Genomic DNA, 14,522 nt, shown 5'->3' with positions numbered 1-14,522 from the left:
TAATGTGTCAACATGTCGTTCGCTCATGACACCGTCCTGGAGCTCCGGGCCGCGGTCGCCCTCGTCAATTCCGGCGAGCCGCCGGAGACGCTCGCGACCGTGGCGGACCTCGACGCGTTCTTCCGCGACCACGACTACACGGGCCGACATGACCGGACGGCCGCCGAGCTGGAGCAGGTGCGGGCGCTGCGGCCCCGCCTGCGCGAGCTGCTCCTCGCGGACCGGGACCGGGCCGCCGCACTGGTCAACGAGCTGCTGGACGACGAGACGCTGGCGGGCGTCCGCGTGCGCCCGCGGCTCGTGCGGCACTCGGGGGAGGACTGGCACGTGCACGCCACGCCCGACGACGCGCCGTTCGCCGCGCGCGTCGCGGTCGAGACCGCGATGGCGATGATCGACGTCATCCGCGACGACGAGCACTCGCGGCTCGCCGTGTGCGCGGACGACGACTGCCGCGGGATCGTGCTCGACCTGTCGCGCAACCGGTCGCGCCGGTACTGCTCGACGGCGTGCACGAACCGCAACGCGCAGGCCGCGTACCGCGCCCGCGTGGCCGGAGGGCGCCGGGGATAGCCCGGGACCGTCGACGGCGTGGTTCGTCGTCCGCCGGCCGCCGGACCGCGACGTATCTGATCCGGCACGCGCCGCTCCCTGACTGCGAGTGCTCCGGGCACCCAGGCGCGGGGGATCCCGCCGGCCCCGGCACGCGGAAGGAGTCACCGATGACGACCACGACCGACAGAGCCCTCGACCCCTGGCCGATCGTCAAGCGCGGGGCGCGGTTCCACCCCGTCGCGACGCTGCAGCACCTGCTGAACAGCCGCGGTCACGACCTCGAGGTCGACGCCTCCTTCGGCCCGCTCACCGAGGCGGCGGTGCGCGCGACCCAGCGCGACCTCGACCTCGACGCGGACGGCGTCGTCGGCCCGATCACCTGGCCGGCGATCGTCGTCACGGTGCGGCGCGGCGACAAGGGGCACGCGGTGCGCGGCGCGCAGGGCGAGCTGGACACCCGGGACGGGTTCGACCTCGTCGTGGACGGCGTCTTCGGCCCCCTCACCGAGCGCGCCGTGCGGGAGTTCCAGCGCGCGCTGTCCGCCTTCGACGTGGAGGTCGACGGGATCGTCGGGCCCGTGACGTGGCAGGCGATGGTCAGCGGCATGGTCTCGCACTGACGCGCGGGCTCGTCCCGCGCTCAGCCTGCCCCGGCGAGGAGCGTGTCGCAGACCACGAGCAGGCGGGCGCGCAGCGCCTGTCCCCGCTCGGCGAAGGCGCGCTGGCGGCGCACGTACTCGGCCTTGCCCTCCGGCGTCTCGATCCGCACGGCCTCGACGCCGTACGACGAGACGTCGTAGGGCGCGGCCGCCATGTCGGTGTAGCGGACGTCGCGTGCCAGCTCGAAGGCGTCGAGGAGCAGGTCCCCCGGCACCGCCGGGCCCAGCTTCGACGCCCACTTGTACAGGTCCATCGTCGCGTGCAAGCAGCCCGGTTGCTCCATCGCGGGCTGGCGCTCGCGGGTGGGGCGCAGCTGGTTGCGGTCCGTCGCCTCGGGCGTGAAGAAACGGTAGGCGTCGAAGTGCGAGCACGCGATCCGGTGCGACTCGACGACGGCGTCCGTGCCGTCGTGCCCGAGCCGCAGCGGCAGCGGGTGCCGGTGGTCGCGCCCCGCCGCACGGTCGCGGTAGACCATCGCCCACTCGTGCAGGCCGAAGCAGCCGAACGTGCCGGGGCGCCCCGCCGTCGCTCCGACGAGCGCGTGCACATACCGGACGGTGTCGCCGCGGTCGGCGAGGAACGCCTCGACGTCGAGCGCGGCGCCGGCGCCGCCGTCGGGCAGCACGACCTCGCGGTACCAGCGCCACCCGGCGTGCTCGGTCGCGCCGGTGAGCACGAGGCCCGGGCCCGGGTGCCAGCGCCGCAGGTGCGCGGCGCGCGTGGGGTAGTACGTGAACAGGAAGTCCTCGACCGCGTGCTTCTCGCCGCGCTCGTGCGCCCCGCGCCAGACGGCGGTCAGCGCGTCGGCGCGCTCCGCGTGCGTCGCGGCGGTCGCCCGCCACCGCCCGGCGGGCACGACGACGCCGCCCGGCACGGCGGGTGCGCGCGACGGCGTGGCGGCGGCGGGGGAGGACACCGTCCCAGGGTACGAGCCGCGAGCGGGGCGAGGCCCCGGGACGGCCGGGCGGCACCGGGCTAGCGTGTGCGACATGCCGCACACTCTCGGACTCCGCCAGGTCGACGTCTTCGCCTCCGGCCCGCTGACCGGCAACCCGGTCGCCGTCGTGCACGACGCCGACGCCCTCACCGACGGCCAGATGGCGGCGTTCGCCCGCTGGACGAACCTGTCGGAGACGACCTTCCTGCTCTCCCCGACCGACCCGGCCGCGGACTACCGGGTGCGGATCTGGACGCCCGGCGGCGAGCTGCCGTTCGCGGGGCACCCGACGCTCGGCACGGCGCACGCGTGGTTGGAGGCGGGCGGCGTGCCGCAGAGCGCCGCCGGAGAGGGCGACGTCGTGCAGGAGTGCGGCGTCGGCCTCGTGACCGTCCGCCGGGGCGCGGACGACGGCCGCCTCGCCTTCACGGCGCCGCCGCTGATCCGCTCGGGGTCCGTCGGCCCGGAGGATCTGGCGCGGATCGCGAGGGCGCTGAGCGTCCCGGTGACCGACGTCGTCGACGCCGCGTGGGTGGACAACGGACCCGGCTGGGTGGCCGCGCGCCTGCGCGACGCCGCCGCCGTGCTCGCCGTCGAGCCCGACCTGGCCGCGTTCGGCGACCTGAAGATCGGGGTCGTGGGCCCGTACGCCGAGGGAGCCTCTGACGCGGCCGTGGAGGTGCGCGCGTTCGTGCCCGGCATCGGCGTCCCCGAGGACCCGGTCACGGGCAGCCTCAACGCCGGGCTCGGGCAGTGGCTCGCGGGCAGCGTGCTGCCGGCCCGTTACGTCGCGTCGCAGGGCACAGCCCTCGGCCGCCGCGGCCGGGTGCACGTGCGGCTCGACGGCGACGGCACCGTCTGGGTCGGTGGGGACACCGTGACGACCATCTCCGGCAGCGTCACGATCTGAGCGACGGCTCAGCGCAGCCGGAAGGCCGTGCGGTAAGCCGTGGGAGAGACGCCGACGCTGCGGTGGAAGTGCCGGCGGAGCGTGGCCGCGGTGCCCAGGCCGGAGCTGACGGCGACCTGCTCGACGGAGGCGTCGGTGCGTTCGAGGAGCTCCTGCGCCCGCGCGACCCGCTGCTGGTGGAGCCAGTCGAGCGGCCCGGTGCCGAGCTCCGCGCGCATCCGCCGGGCGAGCTGCCGGGTGCTGAGTCCCGCGCGCCCGGCGAGGTCGCGCACCGTCAGCGGTCGGTCGAGGCGGGCGCGCGCCCAGTCGAGCGTCGGCGAGAGCCCGGCGTCGGTGCGCGGCTCGGCCGGCGTGGTGATGAACTGCGCCTGGCCGCCGCCACGGTGCGTCGGGACGACCAGCCGCCGAGCCAGGCCGTTGGCGGCCGTGGCGCCCAGGTCGCGGCGCACGAGATGCAGGCAGAGGTCGAGCGCCGCGGTCTTGCCGGCGGACGTGAGCACGTCGCCGTCGTCGGTGTAGAGGACGTCCGCGCGGACGTCGACCCGCGGGTGGTGCCGGGCGAGGTCGTCGGCGTGCATCCAGTGCGTGGTCGCACTGCGGCCGTCCAGCAGCCCGGCGGCGGCCAGGACGAAGGCGCCGGTGCAGAGCGAGGCGATCCGCGCGCCCCTCCGGTGCGCCTCGCGGAGCGCCTCGAGGAGCCCCGGGTCCGGGGTGGCGCCGGGGTCGTCCGTCGAGGGGACGACGACGCTGTCGGCGCGGGCGATCTCGGAGTAGGTCGCCGACGGGATGCCGGGCAGCCAGGGGTGCGGCGCGCCGTCCGGCGTGCAGACCACCACGTCGTACCAGGCCCCGGTCGGGGAGAGCTCGGCGCGGTCGACCCCGAAGACCTCGGCGGCGATCGCGGTCTCATACAGCATCGCGGTGCCGTGCATGACGAGGGCGATCCGTGGCATGTCCGAAACTGTACGCACGATGTCGTTCGGGACGCTCGCCGTCGACCGGCGCTGCCCCCGACGATGGCTGCATGAGCAACCCGAAGCAGGTCATGGTCTACGGCGCCGGCGGTCACACCGGGCGCTTCGTCGTCGACGAGCTGGTGCGGCGCGGCCTGACGCCGGTCCTGGCGGGGCGCGGCGCCGCGCGGCTCGCGGACCTCGGGCCGCGGCACGCCGGGCTCGAGCGGCGCGTCGTCGGCGTGGACGACCCCGCCCGGCTGCGCGACGCCCTCGACGGCGTGGGGGTGGTGGTGAACTGCGCCGGCCCCTTCCTCGACACCGCGCTGCCGCTGGCGAGCGCGGCCGTCGCGGCCGGCGCGCACTACCTCGACGTCACCGCCGAGCAGCCGGCGGTGCAGCTGCTCTACCGGGAGCTCGACGGACCCGCGCGCGCCGCCGGCGTGGCCGTCGTGCCCGCCATGGCCTTCTACGGCGGGCTCGCCGACCTGCTCGTCACGGCCGCGCTCGACGGCGACGCCGGCGCGGACGGGGTCGAGGTCGCCGTCGGGCTGGACCACTGGTGGCCCACGGCCGGCACCCGCGTCACCGGCGAGCGCAACACCGCGACCCGGCTGGTGATCCGCGACGGCGCCCTGGTGCCGGCGCCGACGCCCGCCGCGACCGGCACGTGGTCCTTCCCGGCGCCGCTGGGCGACCGGGCGGTCGCCGCGCTGCCGTTCTCGGAGGTCGTCACCATCGACCGGCACCTCGACGTCCGCGAGCTCACGTCGTTCCTGAGCTCGGCCTCGCTTGACGAGCTCCGCGACACCTCGACGCCCGGCCCGGTCGCGACGGACGCCGGCGGCCGGTCCGCGCAGCGGTTCGTCGTGGACGTCGCCGTACGACGCGGCTCGGTCACGCGCCGGCTCAGCGCCTCGGGCCAGGACATCTACGCCGCCTCCGCCCCGATCGTCGTCGAGGGGGCGGTCCGGCTCCTCGCGGGCCGCCATCGCGGGCCGGGCGCCGTCGCGCCGGGGGAGGCCTTCGACGCGGCCGACGTCCTCGCCGCCCTGGCGGAGCACCCCGCCGGGCTCACGGTCGACAGCCGTCCGGACCGGACGGGAGGTCTCGTCGCGTAGCGGCGCGGGGGACCCCTGGCCCACGTCGCTACGGGGACGCGCGGTCGTCCGCCGGCCGCACGACGTCGGCCGCGCGGTCTGCGACCGTGCCGATCAGCCGTTCCAGCGGTCCCCGGCCGAGGAGGAACCGCCACGCCGTCGCCGCCACGAGCGTGACGACGACCATCAGCGCCAGCGGGCCGTTCGTCTCCGACTCCAGCAGCTCCCACCGCCAGATCGCGACGATCTGCACCGAGTAGACCGTCAGCGCCATCGCCCCGGCGGCGGCGAGCGGGGCGAGCGCCCACCGGCCGACCCGGCCCACGTACAGGCACAGGCCCACGACCGCGACGGCGAACCCGCCGGAGCCGATCGCCTCGAAGGCGGTGTCGTGGTGCGGCCCGGCCAGGAGCAGGTGCTCGGCGGCCGGCCAGGGGGCGGACCACGGATGCGGCTCGGAGACGAAGGTGCTGGACGTCGTCATGACCTGGTCCTCGATCGGCTGCACCCCGCCGGCCGCGGTCACCAGCCGCTCCGACACCATCCCGGCGAGGGCCGCGGCGGTCAGTCCGCCGAGCAGCAGCCCGGTGCGCAGCCGGGGCGAGCGCAGGTCGCAGCGGCCGATCGCCATGCCCGCCAGCACGTACGCCATCCACACGACCGCCGGGTAGTGGCCCGTGAGCACGAAGTCCGTCACGGCGCCGGACCCGTCGTGCGGCAGCCGCAGGCCGGCACGGGCCAGCACCTCCGGCCCCCAGTGCGCGAGCACCGGACCGACGAGCGCGACGGTGACGGCGAGCGCCGCCAGCCGCGGCGGGCGCCAGCGCAGGAACGGCAGCGCCAGCACGAAATACGCGGCGTAGAAGCCGAGGATGAGCGCCACGCGGGTGCCGAGCAGGTCGAGCAGCGCGACGAGCGCGAGCAGGAGCACGGCCCGGACCAGGAGGCGGACGCGCGACCGCGTGAGCGCGTCGCCGGCGACGGGACGCGGCCCGCCCGTGACGATCGCGACCGAGATCCCCGCGACCAGCGCGAACAGGATGGAGGAGCGGCCGTGGGAGATGGACAGCCAGCCCTCGAGCGTCCCTAAGTCGTCGGAGGTGACGCCCACGTGCGCGGTGAACATGCCGAGGACGGCGATCCCGCGCGCGATGTCGATGCCCGGCACGCGGCCCGGTCCGCCCGCGAGGTTCGCCGCGTGCCGGCGCAGCCAGCCGGGCGCCGGCCCGGTCGGCGTCCCGTCCTCGGTGGCCGCACCCCGGGTCGCACCCATGGCGCCGATGATGCCACCCGTCGGGCGCCCGGCGGTGCGCCGGGCCGGCGCCGGACCGTGGTGCGGGCGCGTCCGCAGGATGAGAACCCGCCGGTGGGCGGGCGCGCGGGTCACTACCGTGGGCCCCATGAGCGACCAGCCGACGGCGTCCGACCCCGATCTCCCCGGCGACCTCGGTCGCGCCGACGGCGCGGCCCCCCAGGGCGCGGAGGGCGCGGAGCCCGCGGGTGCCGACCTCAACGACGCGATCGAGGCCCCGAGCACGCACCACACGGTGCCCAGCAAGGAGTCCGAGTCGTACACGCACGGCCACCACGAGTCGGTGCTGCGCTCGCACCGCAGCCGCACCGCCCAGAACTCGGCGGGGTTCCTGCTGCCCCACCTGCGCGACGACATGTCCCTGCTCGACGTGGGCTGCGGTCCCGGCACGGTCACCGCCGACCTGGCGCGGATCCTGGCCGGCGGCGAGGTCGTCGGCGTGGACGCGTCCGGCAAGGTGCTCGACGCCGCGCGCGAGCACGCGGCCGCCCTCGGGTACGCCAACGTGCGCTTCGAGGAGGCCACCGCCTACGAGCTCCCGTTCGCCGACGACACCTTCGATGTCGTCTACGCGCACCAGCTCCTGCAGCATCTGTCCGACCCCGTAGCCGCGCTGCGCGAGATGCGGCGTGTCGCGAAGCCGGGCGGGCTCGTCGCCGTCCGGGACGCCGACTATGCCGCGATGGCCTGGTACCCCCAGTCGCCGGGGCTGGAGGAGTGGAACGCCCTGTACCACGAGGTCACGCACGCCTACGGCTTCGAGCCCGACGCCGGCCGCCGCCTCATGTCGTGGGTGCAGGAGGCCGGGCTGGACGGCGTCGTGCCCTCGGCGTCGTCCTGGTGCTATGCCACGCCCACCGACCGGCAGTGGTGGGGCGAGCTGTGGGCCGAGCGCTGCGTGGAGTCCAACTTCGCCGTGCAGGCCAAGGAGTCCGGCCTGGCGGACGAGGTCGCCCTCGAGCAGATCGCCCAGGACTGGCAGGCGTGGGCGCAGGCCCCCGACGGCTGGTTCGCCATCCTGCACGGCGAGGTGCTCGCCCGCGCCTGACCGACGGCGCGACGTACGTCGACGCCGTCCGGGGCGCGCGCCCGGACCGGATCGCCGAGTGGTGACCGGCGCGTGACGGTCCTCGTCGACACCTCGGTCTTCATCGACCACCTGCGCGGCCGGGCGGAAGCACGCGACGCCCTCGCGACGGCGCGCCGGGACGGGCACCAGATCACCGCGTCGGCGCTGACGCGGGCGGAGCTGCTGGGTGGGATGCGATCGTCGGAGAAGGCGCGCACGCGCGCCCTCTTCCTGGCGGTGGGCTGGGTCGACGTCGACCGGGAGATCGCCGAGCGCGCCGGTGAGCTGGCGCGGCAGTACCGGCGGTCGCACGCCGGGATCGACCTGGTCGACTACGTCATCGCGGCGACCGCCGAGCTGTCCGGCGGGGAGCTGCTCACCCGCAACGTCAAGCACTTCCCCATGATCGTGGGGCTCGCGGCGCCGTACTGAGTCCGTCGGTACGCTGGGCGCGTGCGCATCGCGAGATTCACCACCGGAGACGACCCCCGCTTCGCCCTCGTCCAGCAGGAGGGCGACAGGACGTACCTCGCCGTGCTGGGCGGCGACCCGCTCTACATGCCGGCCATGCCGACCGGCGAGCGCATCGAGCTGGGCGACGGCGTCCGCCTGCTGGCGCCGGTGATCCCGCGGTCCAAGGTGGTCGCGGTCGGCAAGAACTACGCCGACCACGCCAAGGAGATGGGCGGCGAGGTCCCGGCCGCGCCGCTGCTGTTCTTCAAGCCCAACACCGCGGTCGTCGGGCCGGACGACCCGGTCGTGCTACCCGAGTTCACGCGCGAGGTCAGCTACGAGGCCGAGCTCGCCGTCGTCATCTCCAAGGTGTGCAAGGACGTCGAGCCGGAGGACGTGCGCCGCTACGTGCTCGGCTACACCGTCGCCAACGACGTCACCGCGCGCGACGCGCAGCGCACCGACGGTCAGTGGGCACGCGCCAAGGGGTTCGACACCTCGTGCCCGCTGGGCCCGTGGATCGACACCGACCTGAACCCCGAGGACGTCGCCGTCCGGTCGCGGGTCAACGGCGAGCTCAAGCAGGACGGCCGCACGTCCGACATGGTCTTCGACGTGTCGTTCCTCGTGTCGTACATCAGCAGGGCGATGACCCTGCTGCCCGGCGACGTCATCCTCACCGGCACGCCCGCCGGCGTCGGCCGCATCGACCACGGCGACCGCGTCGAGTGCGAGGTCGAGGGCATCGGCGTCCTGGCCAACCCGGTCTTCCGCCGCGCCTGAGATGCCCGACCTCGCCGCGGACGCGCTCGCCGTCCTGCGTGCGACGGATCCCCCGACGGCGGGCCAGCGCGTCCTGCGGGACCGCTTCGCCGCACACCTGGACGCCCGTCCCGACGGGGTGTTCCGGACGTGCCGGCCCGACCACCTCACCGCGTCCACCGTCGTGCTGTCCGCGGACGCGTCGCACGTCCTTCTGACCCTGCACGCCAAGGCGCGCCGGTGGTTCCAGCTCGGCGGGCACCTCGAGGCAGCGGACGGCTCGCTGCTCGGAGCCGCGCGTCGCGAGGCCGCGGAGGAGTCCGGCCTCGACGTCGTCCTCGACCCGGTGCCGGTGCACCTCGACGAGCACGCCGTGCCGTTCTGCGGTCCGGACGGCGAGGCGCGCCACCTGGACGTGCGGTTCGTCGCCGTCGCCCGCGCCGGCGCGCGGCACGCCGTGAGCGACGAGTCGCTCGACGTCCGGTGGTGGCCGGTGGACGACCTGCCGCACCCGGACCTCGGCGAGCCGGTGCGCCTCGCCCGCGCCCGGGTGCTGCGCACCGACGCCCGGGAGGCGGGCGACCCGTCGAGCCCGTGAGCGTCGGTCAGGCGCGCACCGGCGCGCGCGGTACGCGGTAGTGGTCCTCGTCGATCGTGGCAAGCCGGGACGGGTGCACCTCGGGGCCGAGACCGTAGAACCGCTGGAAGCTCAGGATGAGCGGCCGCCAGCGGTCCGGGTCGATCCGGTCGGCGTGACCGGCGAGCCGGACGGCCGGGTCGACCCAGACGCGGGTCACCTCCGCCTCGACCGCGAGCTGCCGGGCGGCGTCCGGGTCGTCCCCGGGCTGCGCGCCGAGGGGATGGATCTCGCGGACGACCGCCTCGAGGTGCACCTGGCACTCGGCGACACGCTGGGGGCTGACGGTCGCCGAGCCGAGCGGGGTGAGGCCGGCGACCGCGAACTTGTCCGGCGCGTACACGTAGCCCGCGCAGGCCTTCCACGGCGACACGTCGGCGCGCCCGGTGGTCAGGGCGAGACGGTCGACGTGGTGTACGACGGCGGGCGACGCGAGGTTCATCACGAGCTCCTGGTGCCGCCGCAGGTTCCGGGCGGTCTGGCTGCGCGCGCCGATGCCGAGGACGGCGCTGCGGCCCAGCCAGAACACGGACGACATGGGCATGAGGTTCGTCGAGCCGTCCTCGTTGAGGGAGCTCAGCAGCACGACGGGCGTGCCGAAGTACAGGATCGCGGGATCGACGGTGACGTGCTCGCCAACGGGCTCGGTGACCTGCTCGGTGACAGGGGATGCGCTGGTCATGGGCACGACGCTAGGCCGGGCGGGGAGCACGTTCCGGCGGGAATCGGACACGGCATCCGAGGCCGGGCGCCCGCGCCCGCACCCATCGGGCGGCGTCCGGCAACTACGCTGTTCCCCGTGATCCCTGCTGCTGGCTCCTCCGACGTCCGTGTCCGCTTCGCCCCGTCCCCGACGGGCATGTTCCACGTCGGCGGCGCCCGCTCGGCGCTGTTCAACTGGGCGGTGGCCAAGCAGACCGGCGGCACGTTCGTGCTGCGCATCGAGGACACCGACGCGGCGCGCAACAAGCCGGAATGGGTCGACGGCATCCTCAGCGCCCTCGCGGCGCTCGGCATGCACGCCGAGGACCCCACGTTCGAGGGGCCGTACTTCCAGTCGCAGAACGTTGAGAAGCACCGCGCGGCCACCGGGCGCCTGCTCGAGGCCGGCCGCGCCTACTACTGCGACTGCACCCGCGACGACGTCGCCGCCCGCACGGGCAACCCGCAGTCCGGCTACGACGGCTTCTGCCGCGACCGCGGGCTGACGTACGAGCCCGGGCGGGCGCTGCGGTTCCGCACCCCGGACGACGGCGAGACGCAGGTCGTCGACCTGATCCGCGGCAACCCGTCGTTCCCCAACGCGGCGCTCGAGGACTTCATCGTCGCGCGCGGCGACGGCTCGCCGGTGTTCCTGCTCGCCAACGTGGTGGACGACGTGGACGAGGGCATCACGCACGTCATCCGGGGCGAGGAGCACCTGTCCAACACCCCCAAGCAGCAGCTGCTGTGGGAGGCGCTCGGCGCTACGCCGCCGGTGTGGGCGCACCTGCCCGTCATCGTCAACGAGAAGCGGCAGAAGCTGTCCAAGCGGCGCGACAAGGTGGCGCTCGAGGACTACCTCGCCGAGGGCTACCTGCCCGACGCGATGGTCAACTACCTCATGCTGCTCGGCTGGGCGCCCGGCAACGACGAGGAGATCCTCCCGTTCGACGAGCTGGTCGAGCGGTTCCGCGTCGAGGACGTCAACAGCGCTTCCGCGTTCTTCGACGTCAAGAAGCTGGCGTCGTTCAACGGCGAGTACATCCGGGCGATGTCGATCGAGGCGTTCGTGGCCGCCGTCGACCCGTGGCTGCGCGCCCCGCACGCGCCGTGGACGCCGGCGCAGTACGACGCCGCCGCGTTCGCGCGCGTCGCGCCGCTGGCGCAGTCGCGCGTCGCCCTGCTGGCCGACATCACCGACAACGTCGACTTCCTGTTCCTCGACGCCCCGGCGGACGACGAGCGGTCGTGGGCCAAGGCCATGAAGCCCGGCGCGGCCGAGCTCCTCGCCGACGTCCGGGCGGCGCTCGCCGACCTCGAGCCGTGGGAGGCCGAGCCGCTCAAGGAGCTCGTCACCGAGGTGGGGGAGAAGCACGGCCTGAAGCTGGGCAAGGCGCAGGCGCCGGTGCGCGTCGCCGTCACGGGCCGCACCGTGGGGCTGCCGCTCTTCGAGTCCCTCGAGGTGCTCGGGCGCGAGCGGACCCTGGCCCGCGTCGACGCCGCGATCGCGCGCCTCGCCGCCGAGGCCCAGGCCGCACCCGCCGCCGACGCCGCGCAGTGAGCGCCGCGCCCGTCGCCTCGATGGTCGAGCCTGGCGTCCCGGTGGTCGAGCCTGTCGAGACCCGTGTCGACGGCGTCCTGCTCGACGTGGACGACACGCTCGTCGACACGAAGGGCGCGTTCGCGACGGCGCTGACCGCGGTCGCCGTCGAGCACCTGCCGCACGTGCCGGTCGAGGACTACCCGCGGCTGCTCGCGCACTGGCGCTCCGACCCGGGCGGGCACTACCGCCGGTACACGCGCGGGGAGACGGACCATGCCACGCAGCGGCGGCTGCGGGCCGACCTGTTGCACCGCACGTTCGGCGGCCGGCCCGTCACCGAGCATTCGTTCGCCGACTGGGACGCGCTGTTCTGGGGCACGTTCGAGCGGTCGTGGCGGCCGTTCGACGACTCCCGCCCGGTGCTCGACGCGCTCCGGGCCGCCGGCGTCGCGGTGGGCGTCGTGACCAACGCGGCGACCGAGCTGCAGGAGCGCAAGCTGCGCGCCGCCGGTCTCGCGGACCTGCCCGTGCTGGTGGGCGTGGACACGCTCGGCTACGGCAAGCCGCACCCCGACGTGTTCGTCGAGGGCGCGCGGCTGCTCGGGACCGACGCCGCCCGCACCGCCTACGTGGGCGACGAGCCCGACGTCGACGCGCGGGCCGCGCACGAGGCCGGCCTGGTCGGCGTGTGGCTCGACCGCCCGGGCGCGCGGCGCGACGGCGAGCACGACGTGGACGTCGCGGCGATGCGCGACGCCGGCATCGTCGTCGTGCCCGGTCTCGCCGATCTCCCGGGAGCGCTCGGCCTCTGACGAGAGCCGCGCGACTGTCAGGCCCAGCAGGGGATGCCGGGCGCTGATCCCGACAGGTCAGGGGACGAGGACGAGCACCGCCGCCAGCGACGTCCCCGTCACGACGACGGCGGACGCCGCGCCCAGCAGCAGCGGCCGGCGGCCGGTCCGGGCGAGGCGCGGCACGTCCACTCCGAGTCCCAGTGCGAACATCGCGCCGACGAACAGCACCGTGCTGACCTGGGCGGCGGCGTCGAGCACACCGGTGGGCAGCAGGCCCAGGCTGCGGACCGCCACGGCGGCCAGGAAGCCCAGCACGAACCCCGGGACGGGCAGCGCGCGCCGCGGGGTGCCGTCGGGCTCGGGGGCGCCCGTGAGGGCGGCCCGGCGGGCGAGCAGCACGCTCGCGCCGGCCACGAGCGGCGCGAGGAGCACGACGCGTGCCAGCTTCGCCACGGTCGCCGTCGCGAGCGCCGCCGACGACACGGTGCCGGCCGCCGCCACGACCTGCGCGACCTCCTGGACGCTCGCGCCCAGCCACAGCCCGGCCTGGCGGTCGCTCAGGCCCAGCGCGCCCGCGAGCCACGGCAGCGCGAGGACCGCGACCGTCCCGTAGACGGTGACGAGCGCGAGCGCGGCGGCGACGTCGTCGCGGAGCCCGGCGGGTCCGCCGGCGCGGCCGTCCCGCGCCCCGGCCGGCCGACGCTCCAGCACGCCCGTCATAGCGGACACGGCCGCCGCGCCGCAGATGGAGAAGCCCGTGGCCACGAGCAGCCCCGTCGCGGGCGGGACGTGCAGCCATCGGCCGAGGGAGAGCGTGGTGGCGAACGTGACCGCCACCGTGACCAGGACGACGGTCACGCCCCGCCAGCCCAGGCCGAGGACGTCCGGGACCGAGAGCTGCAGGCCGAGCAGGACCACGCCCGCGCGCAAGACGGTGCGCGACACCCAGGCGACCCCGGGCGCGGTGCGGGCGGTGAACCGGGCGGCGCCGGCCTCGGGAGCGGAGGCGGGACCCAGCAGCGAACCCACGACGGCCCCGAGCACCAGGGCGAGGACCAGCGGGGACACCGTCGTCAGCCCCGCCGCGGAGAGCGCACCGGCGCCCACGAGGAGGACGACGGTCGCGGCGGCGGCGAGCCCCACGCCGGGCAGGAGGATGGTCACGGCTCCACCCTCGCCGGGGCGCGGCACCGCCAGAAGGCCCAGGTCCCGATCCATCCATAGACTCCTGCTATGGCAGAACGCACCTCGCTCGCGGCGCTCGAGCTGCTCGTCGCCGTGGACGCGCACGGGTCGATCAGCGCCGCCGCCCGCGCCCTCGGCGTGTCGCAGCCCACCGCCTCGGCGGGCCTGCGGCGCCTGGAGCGACGGCTCGGCGTCGAGCTTCTCGCCCGCGGGCCCCGCGGCACGACGCTCACCTCGACCGGCCGCGCCGCCGCCGGTCAGGCGCGCGACGTCGTCGCCGCCGCCGACCGTTTCGAGGAGTCCGTCGCGGCCCTGCGCACGGGCCCCTCGGGCAGCCTCCGCGTGGCGGCGAGCCTCACGGTCGCCGAGTACCTCGCGCCGCGCTGGCTCGCGGCGCTCGCCGGGACGCCCGGGGAGCGGGTGCCCGACGTCGAGCTGGTGGTGCGCAACTCCCGCGAGGTGATGGGCCTCGTGCTCGACGGCGCCGCGGAGCTCGGGTTCGTCGAGAGCCCCGGCGTGCGCCGAGGGCTGCGCAGCCGGACCGTCGCCCGGGACACGCTCGTCGCGGTGGTCGCCCCGGGGCACGTGTGGTCGCGGCGGGGCTCCGTGCGCCCCGAGGAGCTCGTCACCGGGCGGCTCGCGCTGCGCGAGGCCGGCTCGGGCACCCGGGAGATCCTGGAGGACGCGCTCGCGGGGGCGGGCGTCCGGCTGCCGGCGCACGTGCCGTCCTTCGGCTCGACGGCGGCGCTCAAGGCCGCCGTGCGGCACGGGGACGGCGTGGCGGTGCTCTCGGACCTCACCGTGGCCGACGACGTCGAGGCGGGACGCCTCGCGAGCGTGCCGGTCGAGGGCGTGGACCTGTCGCGCCGGCTGCGGGTGGTGTGGAAGGACGGCGCGACGTTGTCCACGGCCGCGAGGCGGCTCGCCGCGGCAGCCGGAGCGCGCTGACC

16 protein-coding genes are annotated in these 14,522 nt (G+C 75.6%); 11 read left to right on the top strand and 5 right to left on the bottom strand.

The annotated features are described in order from the left end of the window. Window positions 1-12 precede the first annotated feature (12 nt). Both ABD254_RS20480 and ABD254_RS20475 read left to right on the top strand, forming a co-directional pair. Entirely contained in the window at window positions 13-573 is a 561-nt protein-coding gene (locus tag ABD254_RS20480; protein ID WP_344250725.1) for a CGNR zinc finger domain-containing protein, read from the top strand. A gap of 149 nt (window positions 574-722) precedes the next feature. Next, entirely contained in the window at window positions 723-1,175 is a 453-nt protein-coding gene (locus tag ABD254_RS20475) for a peptidoglycan-binding domain-containing protein (RefSeq protein WP_344250723.1), read from the top strand. A 20-nt stretch (window positions 1,176-1,195) separates the two neighbouring features. Here ABD254_RS20475 and ABD254_RS20470 read toward each other — a convergent pair whose 3' ends face one another. After that, window positions 1,196-2,131, bottom strand: a complete 936-nt coding sequence (locus ABD254_RS20470) for a 3-methyladenine DNA glycosylase (RefSeq protein WP_344250721.1) — start codon at window positions 2,129-2,131, stop codon at window positions 1,196-1,198. Window positions 2,132-2,204: 73 nt separating this feature from the next. On the opposite strand from ABD254_RS20470, the gene ABD254_RS20465 reads away from it, so the two are divergent. Beyond that, window positions 2,205-3,062, top strand: a complete 858-nt coding sequence (locus tag ABD254_RS20465) for a PhzF family phenazine biosynthesis protein (RefSeq protein WP_344250719.1) — start codon at window positions 2,205-2,207, stop codon at window positions 3,060-3,062. Window positions 3,063-3,070: 8 nt separating this feature from the next. On the opposite strand, the gene ABD254_RS20460 is transcribed toward ABD254_RS20465, so the two are convergent. Next, complete coding sequence (locus ABD254_RS20460) at window positions 3,071-4,015, bottom strand: GlxA family transcriptional regulator (protein ID WP_344250717.1); 945 nt, start codon at window positions 4,013-4,015, stop codon at window positions 3,071-3,073. A gap of 71 nt (window positions 4,016-4,086) precedes the next feature. Here ABD254_RS20460 and ABD254_RS20455 point away from each other — a divergent pair, with 71 nt between their 5' ends. After that, window positions 4,087-5,136, top strand: a complete 1,050-nt coding sequence (locus ABD254_RS20455; RefSeq protein WP_344250715.1) for a saccharopine dehydrogenase family protein — start codon at window positions 4,087-4,089, stop codon at window positions 5,134-5,136. Between the two features lie 28 nt (window positions 5,137-5,164). Here the strand turns inward: ABD254_RS20455 and ABD254_RS20450 are convergent, their stop codons facing one another. Further along, entirely contained in the window at window positions 5,165-6,388 is a 1,224-nt protein-coding gene (locus ABD254_RS20450) for a heparan-alpha-glucosaminide N-acetyltransferase domain-containing protein (RefSeq protein ID WP_344250713.1), read from the bottom strand. Between the two features lie 274 nt (window positions 6,389-6,662). Between ABD254_RS20450 and ABD254_RS20445 the strand changes: the two genes are divergently transcribed. The 4 genes from ABD254_RS20445 (at window position 6,663) to ABD254_RS20430 (ending at window position 9,309) form a co-directional block, all read left to right on the top strand. Continuing rightward, window positions 6,663-7,475 (top strand): class I SAM-dependent methyltransferase, encoded by an 813-nt coding sequence (locus ABD254_RS20445; protein ID WP_344250807.1) that lies wholly within the window; start codon window positions 6,663-6,665, stop codon window positions 7,473-7,475. Window positions 7,476-7,547: 72 nt separating this feature from the next. Further along, the gene (locus ABD254_RS20440; protein WP_344250711.1) at window positions 7,548-7,928 is read left to right on the top strand and encodes a type II toxin-antitoxin system VapC family toxin; all 381 of its coding nucleotides are present in this window, start codon (window positions 7,548-7,550) and stop codon (window positions 7,926-7,928) included. Window positions 7,929-7,949: 21 nt separating this feature from the next. Further along, on the top strand, window positions 7,950-8,732 hold the full coding sequence (locus ABD254_RS20435; protein ID WP_344250709.1) for a fumarylacetoacetate hydrolase family protein: 783 nt from the start codon (window positions 7,950-7,952) through the stop codon (window positions 8,730-8,732). 1 nt (window position 8,733) lies between these two features. Beyond that, window positions 8,734-9,309, top strand: a complete 576-nt coding sequence (locus ABD254_RS20430; protein ID WP_344250708.1) for an NUDIX hydrolase — start codon at window positions 8,734-8,736, stop codon at window positions 9,307-9,309. Window positions 9,310-9,316: 7 nt separating this feature from the next. On the opposite strand, the gene ABD254_RS20425 is transcribed toward ABD254_RS20430, so the two are convergent. Next, window positions 9,317-10,030, bottom strand: a complete 714-nt coding sequence (locus ABD254_RS20425; RefSeq protein WP_344250706.1) for a flavin reductase family protein — start codon at window positions 10,028-10,030, stop codon at window positions 9,317-9,319. Between the two features lie 117 nt (window positions 10,031-10,147). Here ABD254_RS20425 and gltX point away from each other — a divergent pair, with 117 nt between their 5' ends. Together gltX and ABD254_RS20415 are read left to right on the top strand one after the other, a co-directional pair. After that, on the top strand, window positions 10,148-11,611 hold the full coding sequence (gltX, locus tag ABD254_RS20420) for a glutamate--tRNA ligase (protein ID WP_344250704.1): 1,464 nt from the start codon (window positions 10,148-10,150) through the stop codon (window positions 11,609-11,611). Continuing rightward, window positions 11,608-12,405, top strand: coding sequence for an HAD family hydrolase (locus tag ABD254_RS20415; protein ID WP_344250702.1), 798 nt, complete (start codon window positions 11,608-11,610; stop codon window positions 12,403-12,405). Before gltX ends, ABD254_RS20415 begins: the two co-directional genes overlap by 4 nt. A gap of 57 nt (window positions 12,406-12,462) precedes the next feature. On the opposite strand, the gene ABD254_RS20410 is transcribed toward ABD254_RS20415, so the two are convergent. Next, the gene (locus ABD254_RS20410) at window positions 12,463-13,551 is read right to left on the bottom strand and encodes a YeiH family protein (RefSeq protein ID WP_344250700.1); all 1,089 of its coding nucleotides are present in this window, start codon (window positions 13,549-13,551) and stop codon (window positions 12,463-12,465) included. 69 nt (window positions 13,552-13,620) lie between these two features. Here ABD254_RS20410 and ABD254_RS20405 point away from each other — a divergent pair, with 69 nt between their 5' ends. Then, window positions 13,621-14,520, top strand: a complete 900-nt coding sequence (locus ABD254_RS20405) for a LysR family transcriptional regulator (protein ID WP_344250698.1) — start codon at window positions 13,621-13,623, stop codon at window positions 14,518-14,520. The last annotated feature ends 2 nt before the right edge of the window (window positions 14,521-14,522 follow it).

This window comes from Isoptericola hypogeus, assembly GCF_039531145.1.
Taxonomy (GTDB): Bacteria; Actinomycetota; Actinomycetes; order Actinomycetales; family Cellulomonadaceae; genus Isoptericola; species Isoptericola hypogeus.
Note: the sequence above shows the minus strand (reverse complement) of the source record. Positions and strands in the feature narration are given on the sequence as shown.

Coding starts and splice junctions, on each gene's coding strand:
- ABD254_RS20430 (WP_344250708.1), top strand. CDS start 8,734: ATGCCCGACCTCGCCGCGGACGCGCTCGCCGTCCTGCGTGCGACGGAT.
- ABD254_RS20460 (WP_344250717.1), bottom strand. CDS start 4,015: ATGCCACGGATCGCCCTCGTCATGCACGGCACCGCGATGCTGTATGAG.
- ABD254_RS20465 (WP_344250719.1), top strand. CDS start 2,205: ATGCCGCACACTCTCGGACTCCGCCAGGTCGACGTCTTCGCCTCCGGC.
- ABD254_RS20480 (WP_344250725.1), top strand. CDS start 13: ATGTCGTTCGCTCATGACACCGTCCTGGAGCTCCGGGCCGCGGTCGCC.
- ABD254_RS20425 (WP_344250706.1), bottom strand. CDS start 10,030: ATGACCAGCGCATCCCCTGTCACCGAGCAGGTCACCGAGCCCGTTGGC.
- ABD254_RS20450 (WP_344250713.1), bottom strand. CDS start 6,388: ATGGGTGCGACCCGGGGTGCGGCCACCGAGGACGGGACGCCGACCGGG.
- ABD254_RS20405 (WP_344250698.1), top strand. CDS start 13,621: ATGGCAGAACGCACCTCGCTCGCGGCGCTCGAGCTGCTCGTCGCCGTG.
- ABD254_RS20455 (WP_344250715.1), top strand. CDS start 4,087: ATGAGCAACCCGAAGCAGGTCATGGTCTACGGCGCCGGCGGTCACACC.
- ABD254_RS20475 (WP_344250723.1), top strand. CDS start 723: ATGACGACCACGACCGACAGAGCCCTCGACCCCTGGCCGATCGTCAAG.